This is a genomic window from Corynebacterium pollutisoli (assembly GCF_900177745.1).
GTDB lineage: Bacteria > Actinomycetota > Actinomycetes > Mycobacteriales > Mycobacteriaceae > Corynebacterium > Corynebacterium pollutisoli.
In genome coordinates, this window is the sequence record NZ_FXAR01000009.1 from 54,037 (window position 1) to 74,340 (window position 20,304).

The window sequence follows — 20,304 nt, forward strand, 5'->3', positions numbered from 1 at the left end:
GCGAGCCCCGAGCCCCGAGCCCCGAGTTCCGCGGCGGGGGCGTCGAGAAGCGTGCTAGACGTTGTACTCGCGGACGCCGAGGGTGTCGCAGGCGGCCATGTTGCCCTCGCGGTAGCCCGTGAGCAGGGCGTTCTGGCGCTGCTCGGAGGAACCGTGCGTCCACAGGTCGGGGCGGACCTCGCCGCCGGTACGGCGCTGGATGTTGTCGTCTCCGACGGCGCGGGCGGTGTCGATGGCGCCCTGCACCTGCTCCTCGGTGATGGGTTCGAGGAGGGCGTTATCGCCCTTGTCAGCGTGGGCGATCCAGATGCCGGCGTAGCAGTCGGCCTGGAGCTCGACCTTCACGGCGTCGGAATCCGCGCCCGGGTCGTTGTAGTTCGACATGGACAGCGTGCCCTCGAGCTGCTGGACGTGGTGGGCGAACTCGTGGGCGACGATGTACATCTGCGCCAGCGGGGCGTTGGTGCCGCCGAGCTGCTCGAGCTGCTCGAAGAAAGACACGTCGAAGTAGGCGCCCTGGTCAGCGGGGCAGTAGAAGGGGCCGGTCTGGGCGGAGGCCATGCCGCAGCCTGACTGGACGGTGTTCTGGAAGACCACGAGGAGCGGCTCGGTGTACTCGATGCCGGCCTGCTCGGGCAGCATGGTCTGCCACATCTGGTCGACGGAGACCGCGGCGGCCTCGACGCGGCAGTCGGTGTACTCGTTGGCGTCCTCGAGGGTCTCGCAGTGCTCGAGGGAGCCGGTGGCTTCACCCTGCCCGCCGCCGGTGATCTGGCCGAGGTCGCTGGGGTTGCCGCCGAAGAGGAGGAACAGACCGATGAGGAGGAGGGAACCGAGGCCGCCGCCGGCGGCGATGGTGCCGCCTCGGCCGCCGCCGCCGGTGCGGGCGCGGCGACCGCCCGTGTAGTTGGCGTCTTTACGGAATGTCATGTGTTGATAATGCCATAGATCACACATGCAGGTGGGGGAGTGAAACGATGAGTTTTCCGGCGGGGTAGACTCCACCGGAGAACAAGACTGACCTCCCACCTTTTGCCAATTCCTGGAAGGACGTAGAACGAACGTGCTGCGCACTCACCTCGCGGGCGACCTCCGCAAAGAAACCGCTGGCCAGACCGTGACCCTGACGGGCTGGGTGGCCCGTCGTCGCGATCATGGCGGCGTCATCTTCATCGACCTGCGCGACCGCTCCGGTCTGGCGCAGGTGGTGTTCCGTGAGTCCGAGGTCGCCGAGCGCGCCCACGACCTGCGTTCCGAGTACTGCATCCAGGTCACCGGCGTCGTCGAGCCGCGCCCGGAGGGGTCGGAGAACCCGAACCTGGCGTCGGGCGACATCGAGCTCAACGTCACCGAGCTCACCGTCCTCAACAAGGCCGCCGCGCTGCCGTTCCAGATCGACGACGCCTCCCAGGGCGGCGAGGTCGGCGAGGAGACCCGCCTGAAGTACCGCTACCTGGACCTGCGCCGCGAGCGTCAGGCGAAGGCCCTGCGTCTGCGTTCCCAGGCCAACCAGGCTGCCCGCCGCGTGCTGGACACCCACGACTTCACGGAGATCGAGACCCCGACGCTCACTCGCTCCACCCCGGAGGGCGCGCGTGACTTCCTGGTGCCGGCACGTCTGAAGCCGGGCTCCTTCTACGCTCTGCCGCAGTCCCCGCAGCTGTTCAAGCAGCTGCTCATGGTCGCCGGCATGGAGCGCTACTACCAGATCGCGCGCTGCTACCGCGACGAGGATTTCCGCGCGGACCGGCAGCCGGAGTTCACCCAGCTGGACGTCGAGATGAGCTTCGTCGACCAGGATGACGTCATCGCCCTGGCCGAGGAGATCCTCGTCGAGCTGTGGAAGCTCATCGGCTACGACGTGCCGACCCCGCTGCCGCGCATCACCTACGCCGAGGCCATGCGTCGCTTCGGCTCCGACAAGCCGGACCTGCGTTTCGATATCGAGATCACCGAGTGCACCGAGTTCTTCGCCGACACCACCTTCCGGGTGTTCAAGAACGACTACGTCGGTGCCGTCGTCATGGAGGGTGGTGCCTCCCAGCCGCGTCGTCAGCTCGACGCCTGGCAGGAGTGGGCCAAGCAGCGCGGTGCCAAGGGTCTCGCGTACATCCTCGTGGGTGAGGACGGCGAGCTGGGTGGCCCCGTCGCCAAGAACATCACCGACGCCGAGCGGGCCGGCATCGCCGAGCACGTCGGCGCGAAGCCGGGCGACGCCATCTTCTTCGCCGCCGGTGACGCGAAGTCCTCCCGTGCGCTGCTCGGTGCCGCCCGCGGGGAGATCGCCAACAAGCTGGGCCTGATCAAGGAAGGCGACTGGGCCTTCACCTGGGTCGTCGACGCCCCGCTGTTCGAGCCGGCCGCCGACGCCACCGCCTCCGGCGACGTGGCCCTGGGCTCCTCCGCCTGGACCGCCGTCCACCATGCCTTCACCTCCCCGAAGCCGGAGTGGAAGGACACCTTCGACCAGACCCCGGGTGAGGCCACCGCGTACGCCTACGACATCGTCTGCAACGGCAACGAGATCGGCGGCGGTTCCATCCGTATCCACGAGCGTGACGTGCAGGAGCGTGTCTTCGACGTCATGGGCATCGCCCCGGAGGAGGCGCAGGAGAAGTTCGGCTTCCTCCTCGACGCCTTCGCCTTCGGCGCCCCGCCGCACGGTGGCATCGCCTTCGGCTGGGACCGTATCGTGTCCCTGCTCGGCGGTTTCGACTCCATCCGCGACGTCATCGCGTTCCCGAAGTCCGGTGGCGGCGTCGATCCGCTGACCGACGCCCCCGCACCGATCACCGCCCAGCAGCGCAAGGAGGCGGGCATCGACGCCAAGCCGGCCAAGCCCGCCACCCCCGCAGCCAAGGAGCAGAAGGCCTAAGTAATGCTCAACCACGCCGACATCGTCGACATCGCAGAGGATCTGCTCTCCAAGCGCTTCGGAGGGAGCCAGCAGCTCTCCGAGGTCACCCAGCTGAGCGGGTCCGGTAGCGCGGTGGTACTCCGCGCGCGTGTCGCGTCGTCGCCGTTCCTGCAGCAGCGCTCGGTGATCCTCAAGTTCGTCCCCGAGACGGGGGACACGCTCGACGACGCCGCCCTGGTCCGCGAGATCGTCTCGTACCAGTTCACCACCTCCCTGTCGGAGGAGGTCCGCCCGGGCCCGGTGATGCTGGCGTACGACGTGGCGCAGCGGATCATGGTGCTCACCGACTCCGGTGACGGCGACACGTTCGCCGATCTGCTGGAGCTGCAGGACCCCGAGCGTCGGGTGTCCATCCTGCGTAACCTGGGGTCCGCCCTGGGGCGCATGCACGCCGGCACCGCGCAGCGGGAGCAGGACTTCAACATCCTGTTCTCCCGGATGCTGCGTCAGCACCCGGAGTCCGGCCAGATCCAGGAGCTGCGTGACGCCGCGCTCATTCAGGCGATCCAGCTGGGCGAGGAGCTGCTGCGTAACGCAGGCATCGAGATCCCGGAGCTGGTGAGTGAGTTCGCCGCCGACGGCCGCAACCGTCTGCTGTCCGCCCACCACCGGGCGTTCACCCCGTTCGATCTGTCGCCGGACAACATCATCGTGGCGGAGAAGACCCACTTCCTCGACTACGAGTGGGCGGGTTTCCGCGACGTGTCCTTCGACCTGGCGTGTGTCATCGCGGGCTTCCCGCAGTTCCTGTTCAGCCACCCGATCTCGGACGACGAGGCGGATGTGTTCATGGAGGCGTGGGCCCACGAGGTCAACACCCTGTGGCCGAACGTCAACAATGAGGCGCACCTGCACTCGCGGGTGATGGCGGCGCTACTCGGCTGGGCGTTGTCCAGTGTCTCGCTGCTGCACTTCGGTTCCATGTCCGCGGCCGTCGCTGTGCTGCACGAGGCGGAGGCCGAGGATGAGCCGGTGGATCCGTCCTCCATGGACGGGGTCGCCGACCTGCTGCGTCCGGCCTCCCACGGGCCGTTCTCCCCGGAGGAGCTGGTGGTGCGCCGGGACATCTTCGAGACCTTCGAGGCCCTCGCCCGCTACGCCGCCCGCGGCACGGATCCCTCGTACGGGGTCATCGCCGCGTTCAGCCAGGGCATCGCGGACCGGGTGGCGGAGCCGGGCCTGCGTTAATGGCCCAGGACGCGCTTTTCGACGACGGCCCCGTCGACGACAGCCACGGGTCCGACTTCTTCCGCGCGGGTGATCACGCCCCACTGGCGGCGCGCATGCGTCCCCGCACCCTCGACGAGGTCGCCGGGCAGGAGCATCTGCTCGGCCCGGGTCGCCCGCTGCGCCGACTCATCGAGGGCTCGGGCGAGGCGTCGGTGATCCTCTACGGCCCGCCGGGCACGGGCAAGACGACGATCGCCTCGCTCATCTCCTCCGCGACGAGCCAGAACTTCGTCGGTCTCTCGGCGCTCAATTCGGGCGTCAAGCAGGTCCGTGAGGTCATCGACCGGGCGCGGCGTGACCTCATCCACGGTCAGCGCACCGTCCTGTTCATCGACGAGGTCCACCGCTTCTCCAAGACGCAGCAGGACGCGCTGCTCGCCGCGGTGGAGAACCGCACCGTTCTCCTCGTCGCCGCGACGACGGAGAACCCGTCCTTCTCCGTCGTGGCGCCGCTGCTCTCGCGCTCGCTGCTGCTGCAGCTCAAACCGCTGGACGACGCCGCCGTCCGCGACGTCCTCACCCGGGCACTCACCGACGAGCTCGGGCTCGCGGGCCGCGTGCTCATCGACGACGACGCCCTCGACCAGCTCGTCCTCCTCGCCGGAGGCGACGCCCGCAGGGCGCTGACCTACCTGGAGGCGGCGGCGGAGGCGGTGGCCGACGGGGCGTCGATAAGCATCGATGTCATCCGGAACAACGTCAACCGGGCCGTCGTGCGCTACGACCGGGACGGGGATCAGCATTATGACGTGGTCAGCGCGTTCATCAAGTCGATCCGGGGCTCGGATGTCGACGCCGCGCTGCACTACCTGGCGCGCATGATCGAGGCGGGGGAGGACCCGCGCTTCATCGCCCGCCGCCTGGTCATCGCGGCGAGCGAGGAGATCGCCATGGCCGATCCCACCGCCCTGCAGACCGCCGTCGCCGCCGCCCAGGCCGTGCAGCTCATCGGCCTGCCCGAGGCGCGGCTCACCCTGGCGCAGGCGACGGTGCACCTGGCGACCGCCCCGAAGTCCAACGCCGTGTACGAGGCCATCAACGCCGCGCAGGCCGACATCCGCGGCGGGAGGATCGGGCACGTGCCGGCGCACCTGCGCGACGGCCACTACGAGGGTGCGAAGAAACTCGGCCACGCCGTCGGGTACGTCTACCCGCACGACGATCCGCGCGGCGTCGTCAGCCAGCAGTACCTGCCGGAGGAACTTGCCGACGCCGTCTACTACCGCCCGAAGGAACACGGTGCCGAGAAGCGCATCGCCGACTACATCGGACGGCTGCGTAGGATCGTGCGGGGGAGGTAGTCCCGCTGCATCGCCTCGCGGGGCTAAGGGTAGAGTAGGACGCTGTCAATGCAGCTGCCCTAGGAAAGGACACCCCGCGTGCAGACCCATGAGATCCGGGAGCGTTTCACCCAGCACTTCGTCGACGCCGGCCACGAGGCCGTGCCGAGCGCGTCGCTGATCCTCGAGGACCCGGACCTGCTCTTCGTCAACGCGGGCATGGTGCCGTTCAAGCCCTACTTCCTGGGCGAGCAGAACCCGCCGTTCGCCAACGGTACCGCCACCTCGATCCAGAAGTGCGTGCGCACGCTCGACATCGACGAGGTGGGCATCACCACCCGCCACAACACCTTCTTCCAGATGGCCGGCAACTTCTCCTTCGGTCAGTACTTCAAGGAGGGTGCGATCAAGCACGCCTGGGCGCTGCTGACCAACCCGGTGTCCGAGGGCGGTTACGGCCTCGACCCGGAGCGCCTGTGGGTGACCGTCTACCTCGACGACGATGAGGCCGCCGGCATCTGGGAGAACGTCATCGGCGTCCCGGCCGAGCGCATCCAGCGCCTGGGCATGGCCGACAACTACTGGCACATGGGCGTGCCCGGACCCTGCGGCCCCTGCTCCGAGATCTACTTCGACCGCGGCCCCGAGCACGGCGCCGAGGGTGGCCCGGCCGTCGACGACACCCGCTACCTGGAGATCTGGAACCTGGTCTTCATGGAGAAGGAGCGCGGCCAGGGCACCGGCAAGGACTCCTTCGAGATCCTCGGCGACCTGCCGAAGAAGAACATCGACACCGGCATGGGCGTCGAGCGCGTCGCCTGCCTCCTGCAGGGCGTCGACAACGTCTACGAGACCGACCTGCTGCGCCCCGTCATCGACGCCGCGGAGGAGATCACCGGTGCGAAGTACGAAGGCGACGGCCAGGACGCCATTCGCTTCCGCGTCATCGCCGACCACTCCCGCACCGGCATGATGCTCATCCTCGACGGCGTCACCCCCTCCAACGAGGGCCGAGGCTACATCCTGCGCCGCCTGCTGCGCCGCATCATCCGCTCCGCCCGCCTCCTCGGCGCCACCGGCGAGACCATGGAGCGTTTCATGAACGTCATCATGGACACCATGACGCCGTCCTACCCGGAGATCACCGAGAACCGCGAGCGCATCGTCCGTACCGCCGTGACGGAGGAGCGCGCGTTCCTCAAGACCCTCGAGTCCGGCACCCACCGCTTCGACGAGGCCGCCGCGTCCATCAAGGAGCAGGGCATCACCCAGTTCTCCGGCGAGGACGCCTTCACCCTCCACGACACCTACGGTTTCCCCATCGACCTCACCCTCGAGATGGCCGCCGAGGCCGGGCTCGAGGTCGACGTCGCCGGCTTCGAGGCCGCCATGAGCGAGCAGCGGGCCCGCGCCAAGGCCGACAACCTGGCCAAGAAGCACGGCCACGCCGACGTCTCCGTCTACCGCGAGTGGGTGGACAACAACCCCACCGAGTTCGTCGGCTTCTCCGAGCTCACCGCCGACGCCAAGGTCCTCGGCCTCGTCATCGACGGCCAGTCCGTCACCCACGCCACCGAGGGCGACGACGTCGAGGTCATCCTCGACGTCTCCCCGCTCTACGCCGAGTCCGGCGGCCAGACCGCCGACCGCGGCCGCCTCGTCGCCGAGGGCACGATCCTCGAGGTCACCGATGTGCAGAAGATCGGCAAGAAGTTGTGGGTGCACAAGGCGAAGGTCACCGCCGGCGGCATCGACCTCGGCCAGGCCGTCCGCGCCGAGGTCGACGACGCCTGGCGCCACGGTGCCCGCCAGGCGCACACCGGCACCCACCTCATCCACGCCGCCCTGCGCGAGGTGCTCGGCCCCACCGCCGTCCAGGCCGGCTCCCTCAACCGCCCCGGCTACCTGCGTTTCGACTTCAACTACACCGAGCAGCTCACCCCCGAGCAGCTGGCGGAGATCTCGACCATCACCAACCAGGCGGTCGACGCCGACTTCGCCGTCAACACCATCGAGACCACCCTCGACGAGGCGAAGAAGATGGGCGCCATGGCCCTGTTCGGCGAGAACTACGGTCACGACGTCCGCGTCGTCGAGATCGGCGGCCCCTTCTCCGTCGAGCTGTGCGGCGGCACCCACACCGAGCACACCTCCCAGATCGGCCCCGTCGCCGTCCTGGGTGAGTCCTCCGTCGGCTCCGGTGCCCGCCGCATCGAGGCCTACTCCGGTCTCGACTCCTTCCGCCACCTGTCGAAGGAGGCCGCCCTCGCCTCCGGCCTGGCCGCGTCGCTGAAGTCCCCGACCGAGGAGCTGCCGGAGCGCATCGCCACGCTCACCGAGAAGCTCAAGGCTGCGGAGAAGGAGATCGCCAACCTGCACCGCCAGCAGCTGGCCTCCCAGACGGGCGCGCTGCTCGACCAGGCCGTCGAGGCCGGGAAGATCACCGTGCTCACCCACCGCCTGCCCGACGGCATCTCCGGCGGGGACCTGCGTACCGTGGCCACCGACCTGCGGGGACGCCTGGCCGGCAAGCCCGGCGTCGTGGTCCTCGCGTCCGCGGACGGGGAGAAGCTGCCGTTCATCGTGGGCGCCACCAGGGAGGCCATCGAGCTGGGTGTGAAGTCCGGCGACCTGGTCAAGCTGCTCTCCGGCTACGTCGACGGCCGCGGTGGCGGCAAGCCCGACATGGCACAGGGCTCAGGCGCGAACCCGTCCGGTCTCGACGCCGGCTTCCACGCCGTGCGCGAGGAGCTCGCCGCGCTCTAAGGCATATCTCTGTAGGTATATCTCGGGATATATAGGTCGAGTGGCCCCACTCCAGCCGGGCGGGGCCACTCGACCTATACCTGGGGTGATATGCCTCGGGGGATATGCCTGAGGAAGACACGCCGAGGTCTATGTTGTGACAACGTTGTGATCGCGGATACCTTTAAGGCGCACCACTGACTAAATCCTTAAGAAAGGTCGCCAGCCAGCCATGAACGTCACCCCGGACACACCCGGTGCGGACGATCCCGGCCAGGGACGCCGTATCGGACTCGATGTCGGCACCGTCCGCATCGGGGTCGCCGTGTCCGACCGGAACGCCGTCCTGGCGACCCCGGTGGAGACCGTCGCCCGCGAAACCGGTCTCAAGGACCGCGACAAGGGGGACATCGACCGGCTTCTGGAGATCATCGACGAGTATGACGCCGTCGAGATCGTCGTCGGCCTGCCGCGCACGCTCAAGGGTCACGGCTCGACGAGCGTGAAGCACGCGAAGGAGATCGCGTTCCGCCTCAACCGGCGGTTGACCAACTCCGGGCGCAGCATCCCCGTGCGGATGGCCGATGAGCGGTTGACCACGGTCGCCGCCACCGCCGCGCTGCGTGCCTCCGGGGTGAGCGAGAAGGCCGGCCGCAAGGTCATCGATCAGGCCGCCGCAGTGGAGATCCTCCAGTCCTGGCTCGACGCACGGGCCGCCTACACTCAGGAGCACCCATGACCACATCCACTCCGCAGCGTGGCCCCGGGGGCCGACGCATGGACCAGAAGTTCGTGAAGCGGCGTCAGCGGGGCCTGGCGGTCCTCGTCGCGTCGCTCATTCTGCTCATCGGCGCCGTCATCTACATCGGGGTGCAGATCTCCGGGGGAGGGGAGACCGTGGCCGACCGCGACTACCAGGGCAGCGGTAACGGCGTGCACCAGCTCGTCGAGATCCCGGAGGGCTCGTCCGTGTCGCAGCTGGGCCCGGAGCTGGAGGAGCGCGGCATCGTCAAGACCGACTCCGCCTTCCAGACCGCCGCCGCCAACAACCCCGACGCCGGCAGCATCCAGCCCGGTTTCTACCGCCTGCAGGGTGAGATGTCCGCCGCCGCCGCAGTGCAGGCGCTCATCGACCCCGCCAACCGGGTCGAGCTGCTCGACATCCACGGCGGTTCCACGCTTCTCGACGTCAACGTCGTCGGCGGCAACTCCCGCCCCGGCATCTACTCGCAGATCTCGCGGGTGACCTGCACCGAGGGCTCGGAGAACTGCATCGCCGCCGAGGATCTGCAGAACGTCGGCGCCACCGCCGACCTGGCCACCCTCGGTGTCCCCGAGTGGGCGCGCGATGCAGTCGCCGCCCGCGGCGAGGACCCGAAGCGCCTCGAGGGACTCATTGCCCCGGGCCAGTACGTGGTCAACCCGGAGATGGACGCCCAGGAGATCCTCACCGACCTGCTCACCCGCTCCGCGCAGCAGTTCAACGACACCGGCATCGTCGACCGCGCCCGCGCCCTCGACCTCACCCCGTACGAGCTGCTCACCGCCGCCTCCCTGGTGGAGCGCGAGGCCCCGGCCGGTGACTTCGACAAGGTTGCCCGCGTCATCCTCAACCGCCTCGAGGAGCCGATGCGCCTCGAGTTCGACTCCACCGTCAACTACGGCCTGGAGGACGTCGAGGTGGCCACCACCGACGAGGACCGCGCTCAGGTCACCCCGTGGAACACCTACGCCAAGGACGGCCTGCCGGAGACCCCGATCGCCGCCGCCTCCGTCGAGGCCATCACTGCGATGGAGAACCCGGCGGAGGGCAACTGGCTGTTCTTCGTCACCGTGGACCAGGACGGCACCACCGTCTTCAACGACAGCTTCGAGGAGCACCTCGCCGACGTGCAGACAGCCCTCGAGTCCGGCGTTTTGGACACGAACCGATGAGCCACCCGCTGGAGGCCGGTGTGGTCCGTCACCGCGCGGCGGTGCTCGGGTCCCCGATCAAGCACTCGCGGTCCCCGATCCTGCATAACGCGGGCTACGAGGATCTGGGTATGTCTGACTGGGACTACACCCGCATCGAGTGCACGGCGGAGGATCTGCCGCGCATCGTCGGGGAGGCGGACGAGTCCTTCCGCGGCTTCTCGGTGACCATGCCCGCGAAGTTCGCGGCGCTGGAGTTCGCCACCGAGGTCACCGACCGGGCCCGGCAGATCGGGTCCGCCAACACCCTCGTGCGTACCGACGCCGGTTGGCGCGCCGACAACACCGACTGCGACGGCATCACCGGGGCGCTGGGTGAGCTGCTCGGGGAGGCGCTGCCGGAGACCCGCCGCGCTCTCGTCATCGGCGGCGGCGGTACTGCGCGTCCTGCCCTGTGGGCGCTGGCCCAGGCGGGGATCAGCGACATCACCGTCATCAACCGTTCCGACCGCAGCGCCGAGCTCGGCCCGCTGCTCGAGCCCTTCGGCGTCTCCTTCCGTTTCGCCGGTTTCGACTCCGACCTGCGCCAGGCTTCCCGCGAGGCGGAGGTCATTGTGTCGACGGTGCCGTCCGCGGCCGTCGAGGGCCATGAGCAGGACCTGGGCCACGCCCCGATCCTCGACGTCATTTACGAGCCCTGGCCCACCCCGCTCACCGTCGCGGCCGCCGCCAACGGCTACCTCACCGTCGGTGGCCACATCATGCTCGCTCACCAGGCCTACGGCCAGTTCGAGCAGTTCACCGGCCGCCCCGCGCCACGCGCCGCCATGCGTCGCGCGCTGGAGGCGTCGCTGCACTAGGCTCCGGGGCATGCTCGGGGGAGCCCTGATAGTCCTGGTCGTGTGGTGCGTGGCGGTCGTGCTTGTCGACGAACGCTCGCGCCGCATCCCCGATTCCCTCACCCTGCCCGCCCTCGCGGGGGCGGTGGCGGGTGCGCTGCTCTCCGACCCGCCCGTCGTGCTCGGGGGTGTCGCCTGGGCCGGTCTCTATCTCGTGGGGCGCGGCATCGGCGGGGGAGACGTGAAACTGGCCGTCCCACTGGGGATCGTCGCGGCCGCCGCCGGTGGGATCGGCGCGGTGCTGCTGGCCGTCGCGGTCGCCGGGGCGGTGACCGCGGTGCGGGGACTGCTGTGCCGGGGGCCGGTGCCACACGGACCGTCGATGCTGGTGGGGGTGATTATCGCGGTGCTTCCGGGAGTCATCGCCGGAGTGAGTTGCGGCGCATGAGATACTGTCCGCATGCTTCGATGGACTACAGCGGGGGAATCCCACGGTCAGGCACTGGTTGCCCTGGTTGAACACATGCCCGCCGGTGTCTCCGTGACCCGGGAAGAGATCGCCGAGCAGCTGGCCCGCCGCCGGCTCGGCTACGGCCGCGGCGCGCGCATGAAGTTCGAGGCCGACGAGCTGACCCTGCTCACCGGCATCCGCCACGGCCGGACCCTGGGCAGCCCGATCGCGATCATGATCGGCAACACCGAGTGGCCGAAGTGGACCACCATCATGTCCGCCGACCCGGTCGACATGGAGGACGCGGAGATCGCCGCCGCCATGACCTCGGGTCGCGGTGCCAAGCTCACCCGCCCGCGCCCGGGCCACGCCGACTTCGCCGGCATGATCAAGTACGACCACGACGAGGCCCGCCCCATCCTCGAGCGCTCCTCCGCGCGCGAGACCGCGGCCCGCGTCGCCGCCGCCACCGTGGCGCGTAACTTCCTGCGCGAGACCCTCGGCGTCGAGGTGCTCAGCCACGTCATCTCCATCGGCCGCTCCGAGCCGTACACCGGCCCCGAGCCGACCTTCGCCGACCTCGCGGCCATCGACGCCTCGCCGGTCCGCTCCTTCGGGAAGGACGCGGAGGAATCCATGATCGCCGAGATCGAGGCCGCCAAGAAGGCCGGCGACACCCTCGGCGGCATCGTCGAGGTCGTCGTCTCCGGTCTGCCCATCGGCCTGGGCTCCCACATCTCCGGCGAGGACCGCCTCGACGCGCAGCTGGCCGCCGCGCTCATGGGCATCCAGGCCATCAAGGGCGTCGAGGTCGGTGACGGCTTCGAGGAGGCCCGCCGCCGCGGCAGCGAGGCCCACGACGAGATGGTCCGCACCGAGGACGGCGTCGACCGCCTCACCAACCGCGCCGGCGGCCTCGAGGGCGGCATGACCAACGGTCAGACCCTCCGCGTCCGCGCCGCCATGAAGCCGATCTCCACCGTCCCGCGCGCGCTCAAGACGGTCGACATGGCCGACGGCTCCGCCGCCACCGGCATTCACCAGCGTTCCGACGTCTGCGCCGTCCCCGCCGCCGGCGTCGTCGCCGAGGCCATGGTCGCGCTCGTCCTGGCCCGTGCCGTGCTGGAGAAGTTCGGCGGTGACTCGGTGACCGAGACGCGCCGCAACATCGAGGCCTACCTCGCGTACGTCGACAAGCGTCTGGCCTTCGAGGGGGAGCAGTGACCGACGTCTGCCACACCAGCCCCAAGGTCGTGCTGGTCGGCCCGCCCGGGGCCGGCAAGTCCACCATCGGGCGTCGTCTCGCCCGCGCGCTGTCGCTGCCGCTCGTCGACTCCGACCAGCTCATCGAGGACGAGACCGGGAAGTCCTGCGGTGACGTCTTCAGCGAGCTCGGCGAGCCCGCCTTCCGCGAGCTCGAGGCCCGCCACGTCGCCGCGGCGCTGGGAACCGGCGGCGTCGTCAGCCTCGGCGGGGGAGCGGTCATCACCGACTCCACCCGCGAGCTGCTCGGCGAGCACTGCGTCGTGTGGATCGACGTGTCCGTCGAGGAGGGCGTGCGCCGCACCGCCCACGAGGCCACCCGCCCCGTCCTCGCCGCCGCCGACCCGGCCGCGCACTACCGCACCCTGCTGGAGACCCGCGCGCCGTTCTACCATGAGGTCGCCGACTTCCGCGTGCGTACCGACGGCCGCACCCCGCAGCAGTCCGTCGCCGACATCCTCGGCTTCCTCGACTCCCTCTAGAAGGACCCCCAGATGACGATCATCGCAGTCAACGGACCCGCGCCCTACGAGGTCACCATCGACCACGACCTCGACGCACAGGTCTCCGACGCCGCAGCCGCCACCGGCGCCGCCAAGGTCATGGTCATCCACCAGCCGACGCTCACCGCCCCCGCGGAGAAGCTCGGCACCGCGCTCATCGAACGGGGTCTGCAGGCCGTGCTCGTCGAGGTGCCCGACGCCGAGGACGGCAAGACCCTCCACGTCGCCGGAGACCTGTGGGACCGCCTGGGCGAGGAGACCTTCGGCCGCCGCGACGTCATCATCGGCCTCGGCGGCGGTGCCGTCACCGACCTGGCCGGCTACGTCGCCGCCGCCTGGATGCGCGGCATCCGGGTCATCCAGGTGCCCACCACGCTGCTCGCCATGGTCGACGCGGCCGTCGGCGGCAAGACCGGCATCAACACGAAGGCCGGCAAGAACCTCGTCGGCGCCTTCCATGAGCCCTCGGCCGTGTTCATCGACCTCGACCGCCTGGCGACCCTGCCCATGCACGAGCTCATCGCCGGCTCCGCCGAGATCATCAAGACCGGTTTCATCGCCGACGAGGTCATCCTCGAGCGCTACGAGTCCGACCCCGTCGCCTGCCTGCGTGCCGACGGCCACCTGCCCGAGCTCATCGCCCGCTCCGTCCAGGTCAAGGCGAGCGTCGTCGGCGAGGACCTCAAGGAGGCCGGCCTGCGCGAGATCCTCAACTACGGCCACACCTTCGGCCACGCCGTCGAGTTGCGCGAGAACTACCGTTGGCGCCACGGCCACGCCGTCGCCGTCGGCATGATGTTCATCGCCCACCTCGCCCACGGCCGTTCGCTCATCGACGCCGACCTCGTCGCCCGCCACGAGCGGATCCTGCGGGCCATCGGCCTGCCGACGACCTACCCGGCCGGCCACTTCCACGAGCTCTACGCCGCCATGACCCGCGACAAGAAGAACCGCGACGGCAACATCCGCTTCGTGGCGCTCACCGGCGTCGGCCAGACCACCCGCCTCGAGGGTCCGACGATGCCGGAGCTCGAGGCCGCCTACGCAGCCATCTCGGAAAGGTAGGGCCATGCAGATCCTCGTCCTCAACGGACCCAACCTCAACCGCCTGGGCAAGCGCCAGCCGGAGGTGTACGGTTCGACGACGCTCGCGGACGTCGAGAAGCTCATCGCGGAGCGGGCGGGCGAGCTCGGCGTCGACGTCATCTGCCGCCAGTCCAACCACGAGGGCGAGCTCATCGACTGGGTGCACGAGGCCGCCGACGAGGGCTGGCCCGTCATCATCAACCCGGGCGGATTCACCCACACTTCGGTGGCCCTGCGCGACGCGCTGGCCGAGGTCGCCGACGGCGCCGGCTTCATCGAGGTGCACATCTCCAACGTGCACGCCCGCGAGCCCTTCCGCGCCCACTCCTACCTCTCGCCGATCGCCCGCGGCGTCATCGCCGGGCTGGGCACACACGGTTACCTGCTCGCCATGGAGGCCCTCGCAAGAGGCTAGTGTGGTGGGGAAACACCCACGACCCCTGCAGGAGGGCCACATGGCATACGCGGACACCCGATTCCTCACCCGACGACGCGCACTCTCGGCACGACTCGCCGGGATGCGTATCGACGAGATGCTGGTGACCAACCTCCACCACGTGCGCTACCTCTCCGGCTTCTCCGGCTCCCAGGGCGCGCTCGTGCTGGCCAAGGACCTCACCGCCGAGATCTCCACCGACGGCCGCTACACCACGCAGATCGCCGAGGAGGTCCCGGACATCGAGGCCGTCATCGAGCGCCCCTCCCCGCAGGCCCTCCTCAAGCGCATCGAGGGTCCGCGCCGCGTCGGCTACGAGGCCTCCCACGTCTCCGTCGCCGACCTGGAGAAGCTGGAGGAGGCCTGCAACGAGGACGTCACCCTCGTCCCCGTCACCGGGGTCATCGAGGAGATCCGTCTCACCAAGGACAACACCGAGCGCCTGCGCCTCATCGAGGTCGCCGAGCTCGCCTCCCAGGCCTTCGAGGATCTCATCGCCGCCGGTGAGCTCGCCGTCGGCCGCTCCGAGCGGGACATCGCCGCCGACCTCGAGCACCGCATGCGCCGCCTCGGCGCCGAGCGCCCCTCCTTCGACACCATCGTCGCCTCCGGCCCCAACACCGCCAAGCCGCACCACACCGCCGGCGACCGCATCCTGCGCCGCGGCGACCTCGTCATCATGGACTTCGGCGCCCACGCCCGCGCCTTCAACTCGGACATGACCCGCACCGTCGTCATGGGCGAGGCCGACGACTTCACCCGCGAGGTCTACGACATCGTTCTCCGCGCCCAGCTCGCCGGCATCGAGGCCGCCACCCCGGGCACCCGGCTCGTCGACGTCGACGCCGCCGCCCGCTCCGTCATCGAGGAGGCCGGCTACGGCGACTACTTCGTCCACTCCACCGGCCACGGCATCGGCCTCGAGGTGCACGAGGGACCGTGGGCGTCCCAGCACGGGGAGGGCACCCTCGCCGAGCACATGACGCTGACCATCGAGCCGGGCATCTACGTCCCGGGGCGCGGCGGCGTGCGCATCGAGGACACGGTCCTCATCACCCAGGGCCCGGCACGCATCATCACCCCGGCGAGTAAGGAACTGCGGGTGGTGTAGGCTGAACAGGTCAAAACACCGGACACTATAGGGAGACAACCCGTGGCATCCACCGCCGATTTCAAGAACGGCCTTGTGCTCAAGGTCGATGGCAAGCTGCAGCAGATCGTCGAGTTCCAGCACGTGAAGCCGGGCAAGGGCCCCGCCTTCGTGCGCACCAAGCTCAAGGACGTCGTCACCGGTAAGAACGTCGACAAGACCTGGAACGCGGGCGTCAAGGTGGAGACCGCCACCGTCGACCGTCGTGACATGACCTACCTGTACAACGACGGCACCTCCTACGTCGTCATGGACGACAAGAACTACGAGCAGGTCGAGCTCGGCCCGGAGAAGTTCGGCGACGCCGCCCAGTTCCTCCTCGAGAACATGCGCGTCCAGGTCTCCTTCCACGAGGGCGAGGCACTCTTCGCCGAGCTGCCGATCTCCGTCGACCTGGAGATCACCCACACCGAGCCGGGCCTGCAGGGCGACCGCTCCACCGGCGGCACCAAGCCGGCCACCCTCGAGTCCGGCGCCGAGATCCAGGTTCCGCTGTTCCTGGAGACCGGCAACGTCGTCAAGGTGGACACCCGCACCGGCGAGTACCTCTCCCGCGTCAACAACTAGGGCGAAGGACTTGACCGACACCACCGATCAGCCCCGCCTCGGCGAGGAGCAGGACGGCGACCGCCACTGGCGCCGCCACGGCGCGCGCTACCGTGCGCGCCGCCGCGCCGTCGACATCCTCTTCGAGGCGGAGGCCCGCGACATCGACCCCGTCGCCATCGTCGAGGACCGCGTCGAACTTGCGCGACTCGACGCCAACGGCGTCGCCCCCATCGCCTCCTACACCCGCGACATCATCGCCGGTGCGGCCGAGCAGCTCGACACTATCGACGAGACGATCGAGCGTTACCTCGCCGAGGACTGGGAACTCAACCGCCTGCCGGCCGTCGACCGCGCCATCCTGCGCGTCGGGGTGTGGGAGATCCTCTACAACCCCGACGTCGACGGCGCGACCTCCGTCGTCGAGGGCGTGGAGCTGGCGAGCCAGTACGGTTCCGACGTCGCCGCCCCGTACATCCACGCCGTGCTGGACGACGTCGTCCAGGCCGGATCCGAGCTCAACCCCTTCGGGGAGCCGGTTGTCGACGCCGACGCCGACCCCGAGTTCACCCCGGATGAGCCGGGGGTCGACGCCGAGCCGCGGCCCTCCTCCGCCGCCGACCCGGGCCCCGGGCCGACCCGTTCGCCGGATTCGCCCGACGTCTAGTTTCACTACCATCGTGGGTATGGATCAATTCACGATGGACGAAGCCCTCTCCCACCGCGTCGGCCCCGATTTCTCGCTGGCCGACGTCGACCCCACCTCGACCCCCGGGTTCGAGTGGGACAAGGAGGACTGGGAGCGTGAGTTCCACGAGCACGACGACGAACTCGACGAGCTCCAGGAGATGCTCTTCGCCAACGGCCGCTCCGGCGTCCCCGGCACCGGGGCCGTGCTGCTCATCCTGCAGGGCATGGACACCTCCGGCAAGGGTGGCGTCATCCGCCACGTCTTCCGCGCCTTCGACCCGCAGGCCCTGAAGATCAAGGCATTCGGGGCACCGACCGCCGAGGAGCGCATGCACGACTTCCTCTGGCGCGTCCGGCCCCACGAGCCGGCCGTCGGTCAGATCGGCGTCTTCGACCGCTCCCACTACGAGGACGTGCTCATCCAGCGCGTCCGCGAGATGGCCCCGCCGGAGGAGATCGAGCGGCGTTACGACGCCATCGTCGACTTCGAACGCGAGATGGCCAGCCGCAACGTGCGGATCATCAAGGTGATGCTGCACATCTCGAAGGAGTTCCAGAAGGAGAACCTCATCGAACGGCTCGAGAACCCGGACAAGCACTGGAAATTCGAGCCCGGCGACCTCGACGAGCGTGAGCTGTGGGACGAGTACCAGGAGGCCTACGAGATCGCGATGAAGCGCACCTCCACCGACTTCGCCCCCTGGTACTGCATCCCGGGCGACCGGAAGAAGTACGCCCGCATGGCGGTGAAGTACCTCGTGCTCGACGCCCTGCGGTCGATGAACATGACCTGGCCGCCGGCCGACTTCAACGTCGAGCTCGAACTGGAGCGGGCGAAGAACTCCTAGGGGGCGGAAACTCGGACCTTCGCGGTATCTTCGGGCGGCCTACTGACCGTCGAGTTCGGCCTCGACCTGCTTGCGCAGTTCGTCGAGGTCCGCGGAGGCGGCCCGGAGCCCGTCCTGGGCGGCGAGCACGGCGTCGACGGCACCCCGCAGGGAGGTGGTCAGCTGCTCGTCGTTCATGCCGGCGGCGATGGAAATGTCGCGCTCGGTACGGACGATGAGATTCTCCGCGTGCTCCGCGATGGTGGCGCGGGCACCGAAGGTGACGGAGTTGATCTGGTTGGCGGCCAGGTGCAGGGTCGGGTCGGCGTCGGCCAGCGTGCGGTCGGTGACGACGTCGCCGCGCACGATGAGCGAGGAACCCAGGACGGCGAAGGTCATGGCCGTGTCGTTGAGGTTGGCGACGGCGGCGACGCCGTCCTCACCGAGGGCCTCCAGCTCCACGTCGAAGGACTTCATCGTGTCGATGACGCGGTCGAGGGTGACGGGGGTGAGATCAGTCATTGTGGGGCTCCTCCCAGGTGACCAGCTCGGGGAACTGGCCCTCGATGAACTCGTAGGCGCGCAGGATGCCGTCGAAGGTGGACATGAGGAACGCGCCGATCTGGTTACGGGACAGGCCGTGCGTGATGTCGACCTGGCGGTGGGCGCTGGCCGTGAGGTGGCCGGTGCCGGCGGAGTTCTCGAAGAACCGCATCGTCGGCATGAAGTGCGCCTGGTTCCAGGAGTTGCACAGGCCGAGCACCTTGGGGGCGTCGTCCTTGGGGATCTCACCACGCCACATCGAGTCGCACACCAGCTGATCGCCGTCGATGCTGATGGCGATCGCGGTGTTGAGGAACCCGGTGCGCACGATCGTCGCGGGGGACTCGCCCGCGGCGACGGGGGCGGACTCGAGGCGGTGCTGGAGCCCCTCGGCGTCGAGAAGCTCGGAGATGCGCTCCGGCGTCACCGGCTCGACGGGGGTGTCAGGGATGGGGGATTGAGGTGTGGAAGTCACCCGTCCAACCCTAGCTGCTTCTCCTCCTCGGGGGACTCCAGCTCGCGGACCTTGTCGAAGAGGTCCTCGCCGCCGAGCTCGTGGGCGAGGGTCCGGTCGAGGGTGGGGTAGCGGAAGGTGTGGTCGGCGTCGAGAAGCATCTGTGGTGCGACGCGCTGGTTGGCCAGCGCCAGTTCCTGGGCGCCCTGGCGGCCGAGGATGATCGCCGGGCCGATCGAGGGGATCGGGATGAACGCGGGGCGGCGCAGCTCGGAGGACAGCGCGGCGGTGAGGTCGCGGTTGCGGGACTCGGTGGGGGAGACGGCGTTGACGGGGCCGGACCACGCGGGGTCGAGGACGCCGCGGGTGACGATGTCGGTGGCGTCGTCGAGGGAGATCCAGGGGAACCAGATGTTGCCGTCACCGAAGCTGCCGCCCAGGCCGGTGGAGAACAGGGCCTTGAGCACGGGCAGCATGCCGGAGATGCCGGACATGATGGAGCCGAAGCGGACGTTGAGCACGCGCTTGCCGGCCTCGGCGGCGACGATGGTCGCGGCCTCCCAGTCGGAGACGACGTCGGCGAGGAAACCCTCACCCCGCTCGGAGGTCTCGGTGAGGACCTCGTCGCCGCGGTCCCAGCCGTAGTAGCCGACGGCGGAGGCGGAGATCATGGTGTGCACGGTGGGCGAGTCGGCCACCAGGTGCGCGAGGCGGGAGGTGGGGGTGATGCGCGAATCGCGGATGGCCTGCTTGTGGCTCTCGGAGAAGCGGCCGAAGATCGGCTCGCCGGCGAGGTGGATGAGCACGTCGATGCCCTCGAGCAGGTCGGGGGCGGGGTGGAAGGGCTCCCACAGGCGCTGATAGGGCTTCGGGTTGCGGCGGACGAGCTGGATGACCTCGTGCCCGGCGGTGCCCAGCTGCGCCATGACGGCGCGGCCCACCAGCCCGCGGGAGCCGGTCAGGGCGATGCGCAGCGGCTTTTCCGGCTGCAGGTGGGCGACCCGGTCGAGGAAGAGGAAGTCGTTGATGAGCTGCTGCTGGCGGTAGGCGAAGAAGGAGGTCATCGCGGCGGCGGGCAGGCGGGTGCGCACCGTGTCGGTGACGAGGGTGCCGTCCTCGTGGTCGGCGAACTCGTGGACGTGGCGCCAGTTGGCCAGGGTCTTCACCGGGGCGGAGGTGCACACGTCGGTGAAGCGGTGGCCGCGCCGGTAATTCGACAGGTCGTGGCGCGAGACCCACTTGAGGCCGGCGGGGAGGCCGAAGATGGTGGTGCCGTCGGAGAGCTTGTCGGCCTGCTTCATGGGGGTCATCGGCAGGAACGGGGGAGCGAGGCGGACGAGGGCACCCGGGCGTGTGTGCCACTCCCACACCTGCTCACGCGGGGCGGGAACGACGTGACTTGTGGTCAGGCTCACGGGTGGTTGTCCCTC

General features: G+C 69.3%; 20 protein-coding genes. 16 read left to right on the forward strand and 4 right to left on the reverse strand.

Annotated features, from left to right (window positions below; translation table 11 throughout):
- Nucleotides 1-54 precede the first annotated feature (54 nt).
- A complete protein-coding gene (gene ypfJ, locus B9Y70_RS11340; RefSeq protein ID WP_085550372.1) occupies nucleotides 55-930 on the reverse strand; it encodes a KPN_02809 family neutral zinc metallopeptidase in 876 nt (291 codons plus the stop codon).
- 133 nt (nucleotides 931-1,063) lie between these two features.
- On the opposite strand from ypfJ, the gene aspS reads away from it, so the two are divergent.
- The 16 genes from aspS (at nucleotide 1,064) to B9Y70_RS11420 (ending at nucleotide 17,898) form a co-directional block, all read left to right on the forward strand.
- The gene (gene aspS, locus B9Y70_RS11345; protein WP_085550373.1) at nucleotides 1,064-2,875 is read left to right on the forward strand and encodes an aspartate--tRNA ligase; all 1,812 of its coding nucleotides are present in this window, start codon (nucleotides 1,064-1,066) and stop codon (nucleotides 2,873-2,875) included.
- A 3-nt stretch (nucleotides 2,876-2,878) separates the two neighbouring features.
- Nucleotides 2,879-4,105, forward strand: coding sequence for a phosphotransferase family protein (locus B9Y70_RS11350; protein WP_085550374.1), 1,227 nt, complete (start codon nucleotides 2,879-2,881; stop codon nucleotides 4,103-4,105).
- On the forward strand, nucleotides 4,105-5,448 hold the full coding sequence (locus B9Y70_RS11355) for a replication-associated recombination protein A (RefSeq protein WP_085550375.1): 1,344 nt from the start codon (nucleotides 4,105-4,107) through the stop codon (nucleotides 5,446-5,448). The genes B9Y70_RS11350 and B9Y70_RS11355 overlap by 1 nt, the downstream gene beginning before the upstream one ends.
- Before the next feature lie 78 nt (nucleotides 5,449-5,526).
- Nucleotides 5,527-8,193, forward strand: coding sequence for an alanine--tRNA ligase (gene alaS, locus B9Y70_RS11360; protein WP_085550376.1), 2,667 nt, complete (start codon nucleotides 5,527-5,529; stop codon nucleotides 8,191-8,193).
- A 211-nt stretch (nucleotides 8,194-8,404) separates the two neighbouring features.
- Entirely contained in the window at nucleotides 8,405-8,911 is a 507-nt protein-coding gene (gene ruvX, locus B9Y70_RS11365; protein WP_085550377.1) for a Holliday junction resolvase RuvX, read from the forward strand.
- On the forward strand, nucleotides 8,908-10,107 hold the full coding sequence (gene mltG / locus B9Y70_RS11370) for an endolytic transglycosylase MltG (protein WP_240309253.1): 1,200 nt from the start codon (nucleotides 8,908-8,910) through the stop codon (nucleotides 10,105-10,107). The genes ruvX and mltG overlap by 4 nt, the downstream gene beginning before the upstream one ends.
- Complete coding sequence (locus B9Y70_RS11375; protein WP_085550379.1) at nucleotides 10,104-10,946, forward strand: shikimate dehydrogenase; 843 nt, start codon at nucleotides 10,104-10,106, stop codon at nucleotides 10,944-10,946. Before mltG ends, B9Y70_RS11375 begins: the two co-directional genes overlap by 4 nt.
- A 10-nt stretch (nucleotides 10,947-10,956) precedes the next feature.
- A complete protein-coding gene (locus tag B9Y70_RS11380; RefSeq protein ID WP_085550380.1) occupies nucleotides 10,957-11,373 on the forward strand; it encodes a prepilin peptidase in 417 nt (138 codons plus the stop codon).
- A 12-nt stretch (nucleotides 11,374-11,385) separates the two neighbouring features.
- On the forward strand, nucleotides 11,386-12,600 hold the full coding sequence (gene aroC, locus B9Y70_RS11385; RefSeq protein ID WP_085550381.1) for a chorismate synthase: 1,215 nt from the start codon (nucleotides 11,386-11,388) through the stop codon (nucleotides 12,598-12,600).
- A complete protein-coding gene (locus B9Y70_RS11390) occupies nucleotides 12,597-13,121 on the forward strand; it encodes a shikimate kinase (protein WP_085550382.1) in 525 nt (174 codons plus the stop codon). Before aroC ends, B9Y70_RS11390 begins: the two co-directional genes overlap by 4 nt.
- 12 nt (nucleotides 13,122-13,133) lie before the next feature.
- Nucleotides 13,134-14,207, forward strand: a complete 1,074-nt coding sequence (gene aroB / locus B9Y70_RS11395) for a 3-dehydroquinate synthase (protein WP_085550383.1) — start codon at nucleotides 13,134-13,136, stop codon at nucleotides 14,205-14,207.
- A 4-nt stretch (nucleotides 14,208-14,211) separates the two neighbouring features.
- On the forward strand, nucleotides 14,212-14,643 hold the full coding sequence (gene aroQ, locus B9Y70_RS11400; protein ID WP_085550384.1) for a type II 3-dehydroquinate dehydratase: 432 nt from the start codon (nucleotides 14,212-14,214) through the stop codon (nucleotides 14,641-14,643).
- 40 nt (nucleotides 14,644-14,683) lie between these two features.
- Nucleotides 14,684-15,775, forward strand: coding sequence for an aminopeptidase P family protein (locus B9Y70_RS11405; protein WP_085550385.1), 1,092 nt, complete (start codon nucleotides 14,684-14,686; stop codon nucleotides 15,773-15,775).
- 42 nt (nucleotides 15,776-15,817) lie between these two features.
- Nucleotides 15,818-16,381, forward strand: a complete 564-nt coding sequence (gene efp / locus B9Y70_RS11410) for an elongation factor P (RefSeq protein WP_085550386.1) — start codon at nucleotides 15,818-15,820, stop codon at nucleotides 16,379-16,381.
- A gap of 10 nt (nucleotides 16,382-16,391) precedes the next feature.
- Nucleotides 16,392-17,027, forward strand: coding sequence for a transcription antitermination factor NusB (gene nusB, locus B9Y70_RS11415; protein WP_085550387.1), 636 nt, complete (start codon nucleotides 16,392-16,394; stop codon nucleotides 17,025-17,027).
- Between the two features lie 19 nt (nucleotides 17,028-17,046).
- Nucleotides 17,047-17,898 carry a PPK2 family polyphosphate kinase gene (locus B9Y70_RS11420; protein ID WP_085550388.1) on the forward strand — a complete coding sequence of 284 codons (852 nt, stop codon included), beginning with the start codon at nucleotides 17,047-17,049 and terminating at the stop codon, nucleotides 17,896-17,898.
- Nucleotides 17,899-17,937: 39 nt separating this feature from the next.
- Here B9Y70_RS11420 and B9Y70_RS11425 read toward each other — a convergent pair whose 3' ends face one another.
- Genes B9Y70_RS11425 through B9Y70_RS11435 form a run of 3 tightly spaced genes read right to left on the reverse strand, consistent with a single transcriptional unit; the run spans nucleotide 17,938 to nucleotide 20,289 of the window.
- A complete protein-coding gene (locus B9Y70_RS11425) occupies nucleotides 17,938-18,399 on the reverse strand; it encodes a YbjN domain-containing protein (protein WP_085550389.1) in 462 nt (153 codons plus the stop codon).
- A complete protein-coding gene (locus B9Y70_RS11430) occupies nucleotides 18,392-18,895 on the reverse strand; it encodes a YbjN domain-containing protein (protein WP_085550390.1) in 504 nt (167 codons plus the stop codon). The genes B9Y70_RS11425 and B9Y70_RS11430 overlap by 8 nt, the downstream gene beginning before the upstream one ends.
- Nucleotides 18,892-20,289 carry a TIGR01777 family oxidoreductase gene (locus B9Y70_RS11435; protein WP_085550391.1) on the reverse strand — a complete coding sequence of 466 codons (1,398 nt, stop codon included), beginning with the start codon at nucleotides 20,287-20,289 and terminating at the stop codon, nucleotides 18,892-18,894. The genes B9Y70_RS11430 and B9Y70_RS11435 overlap by 4 nt, the downstream gene beginning before the upstream one ends.
- Between the last annotated feature and the right edge of the window lie 15 nt (nucleotides 20,290-20,304).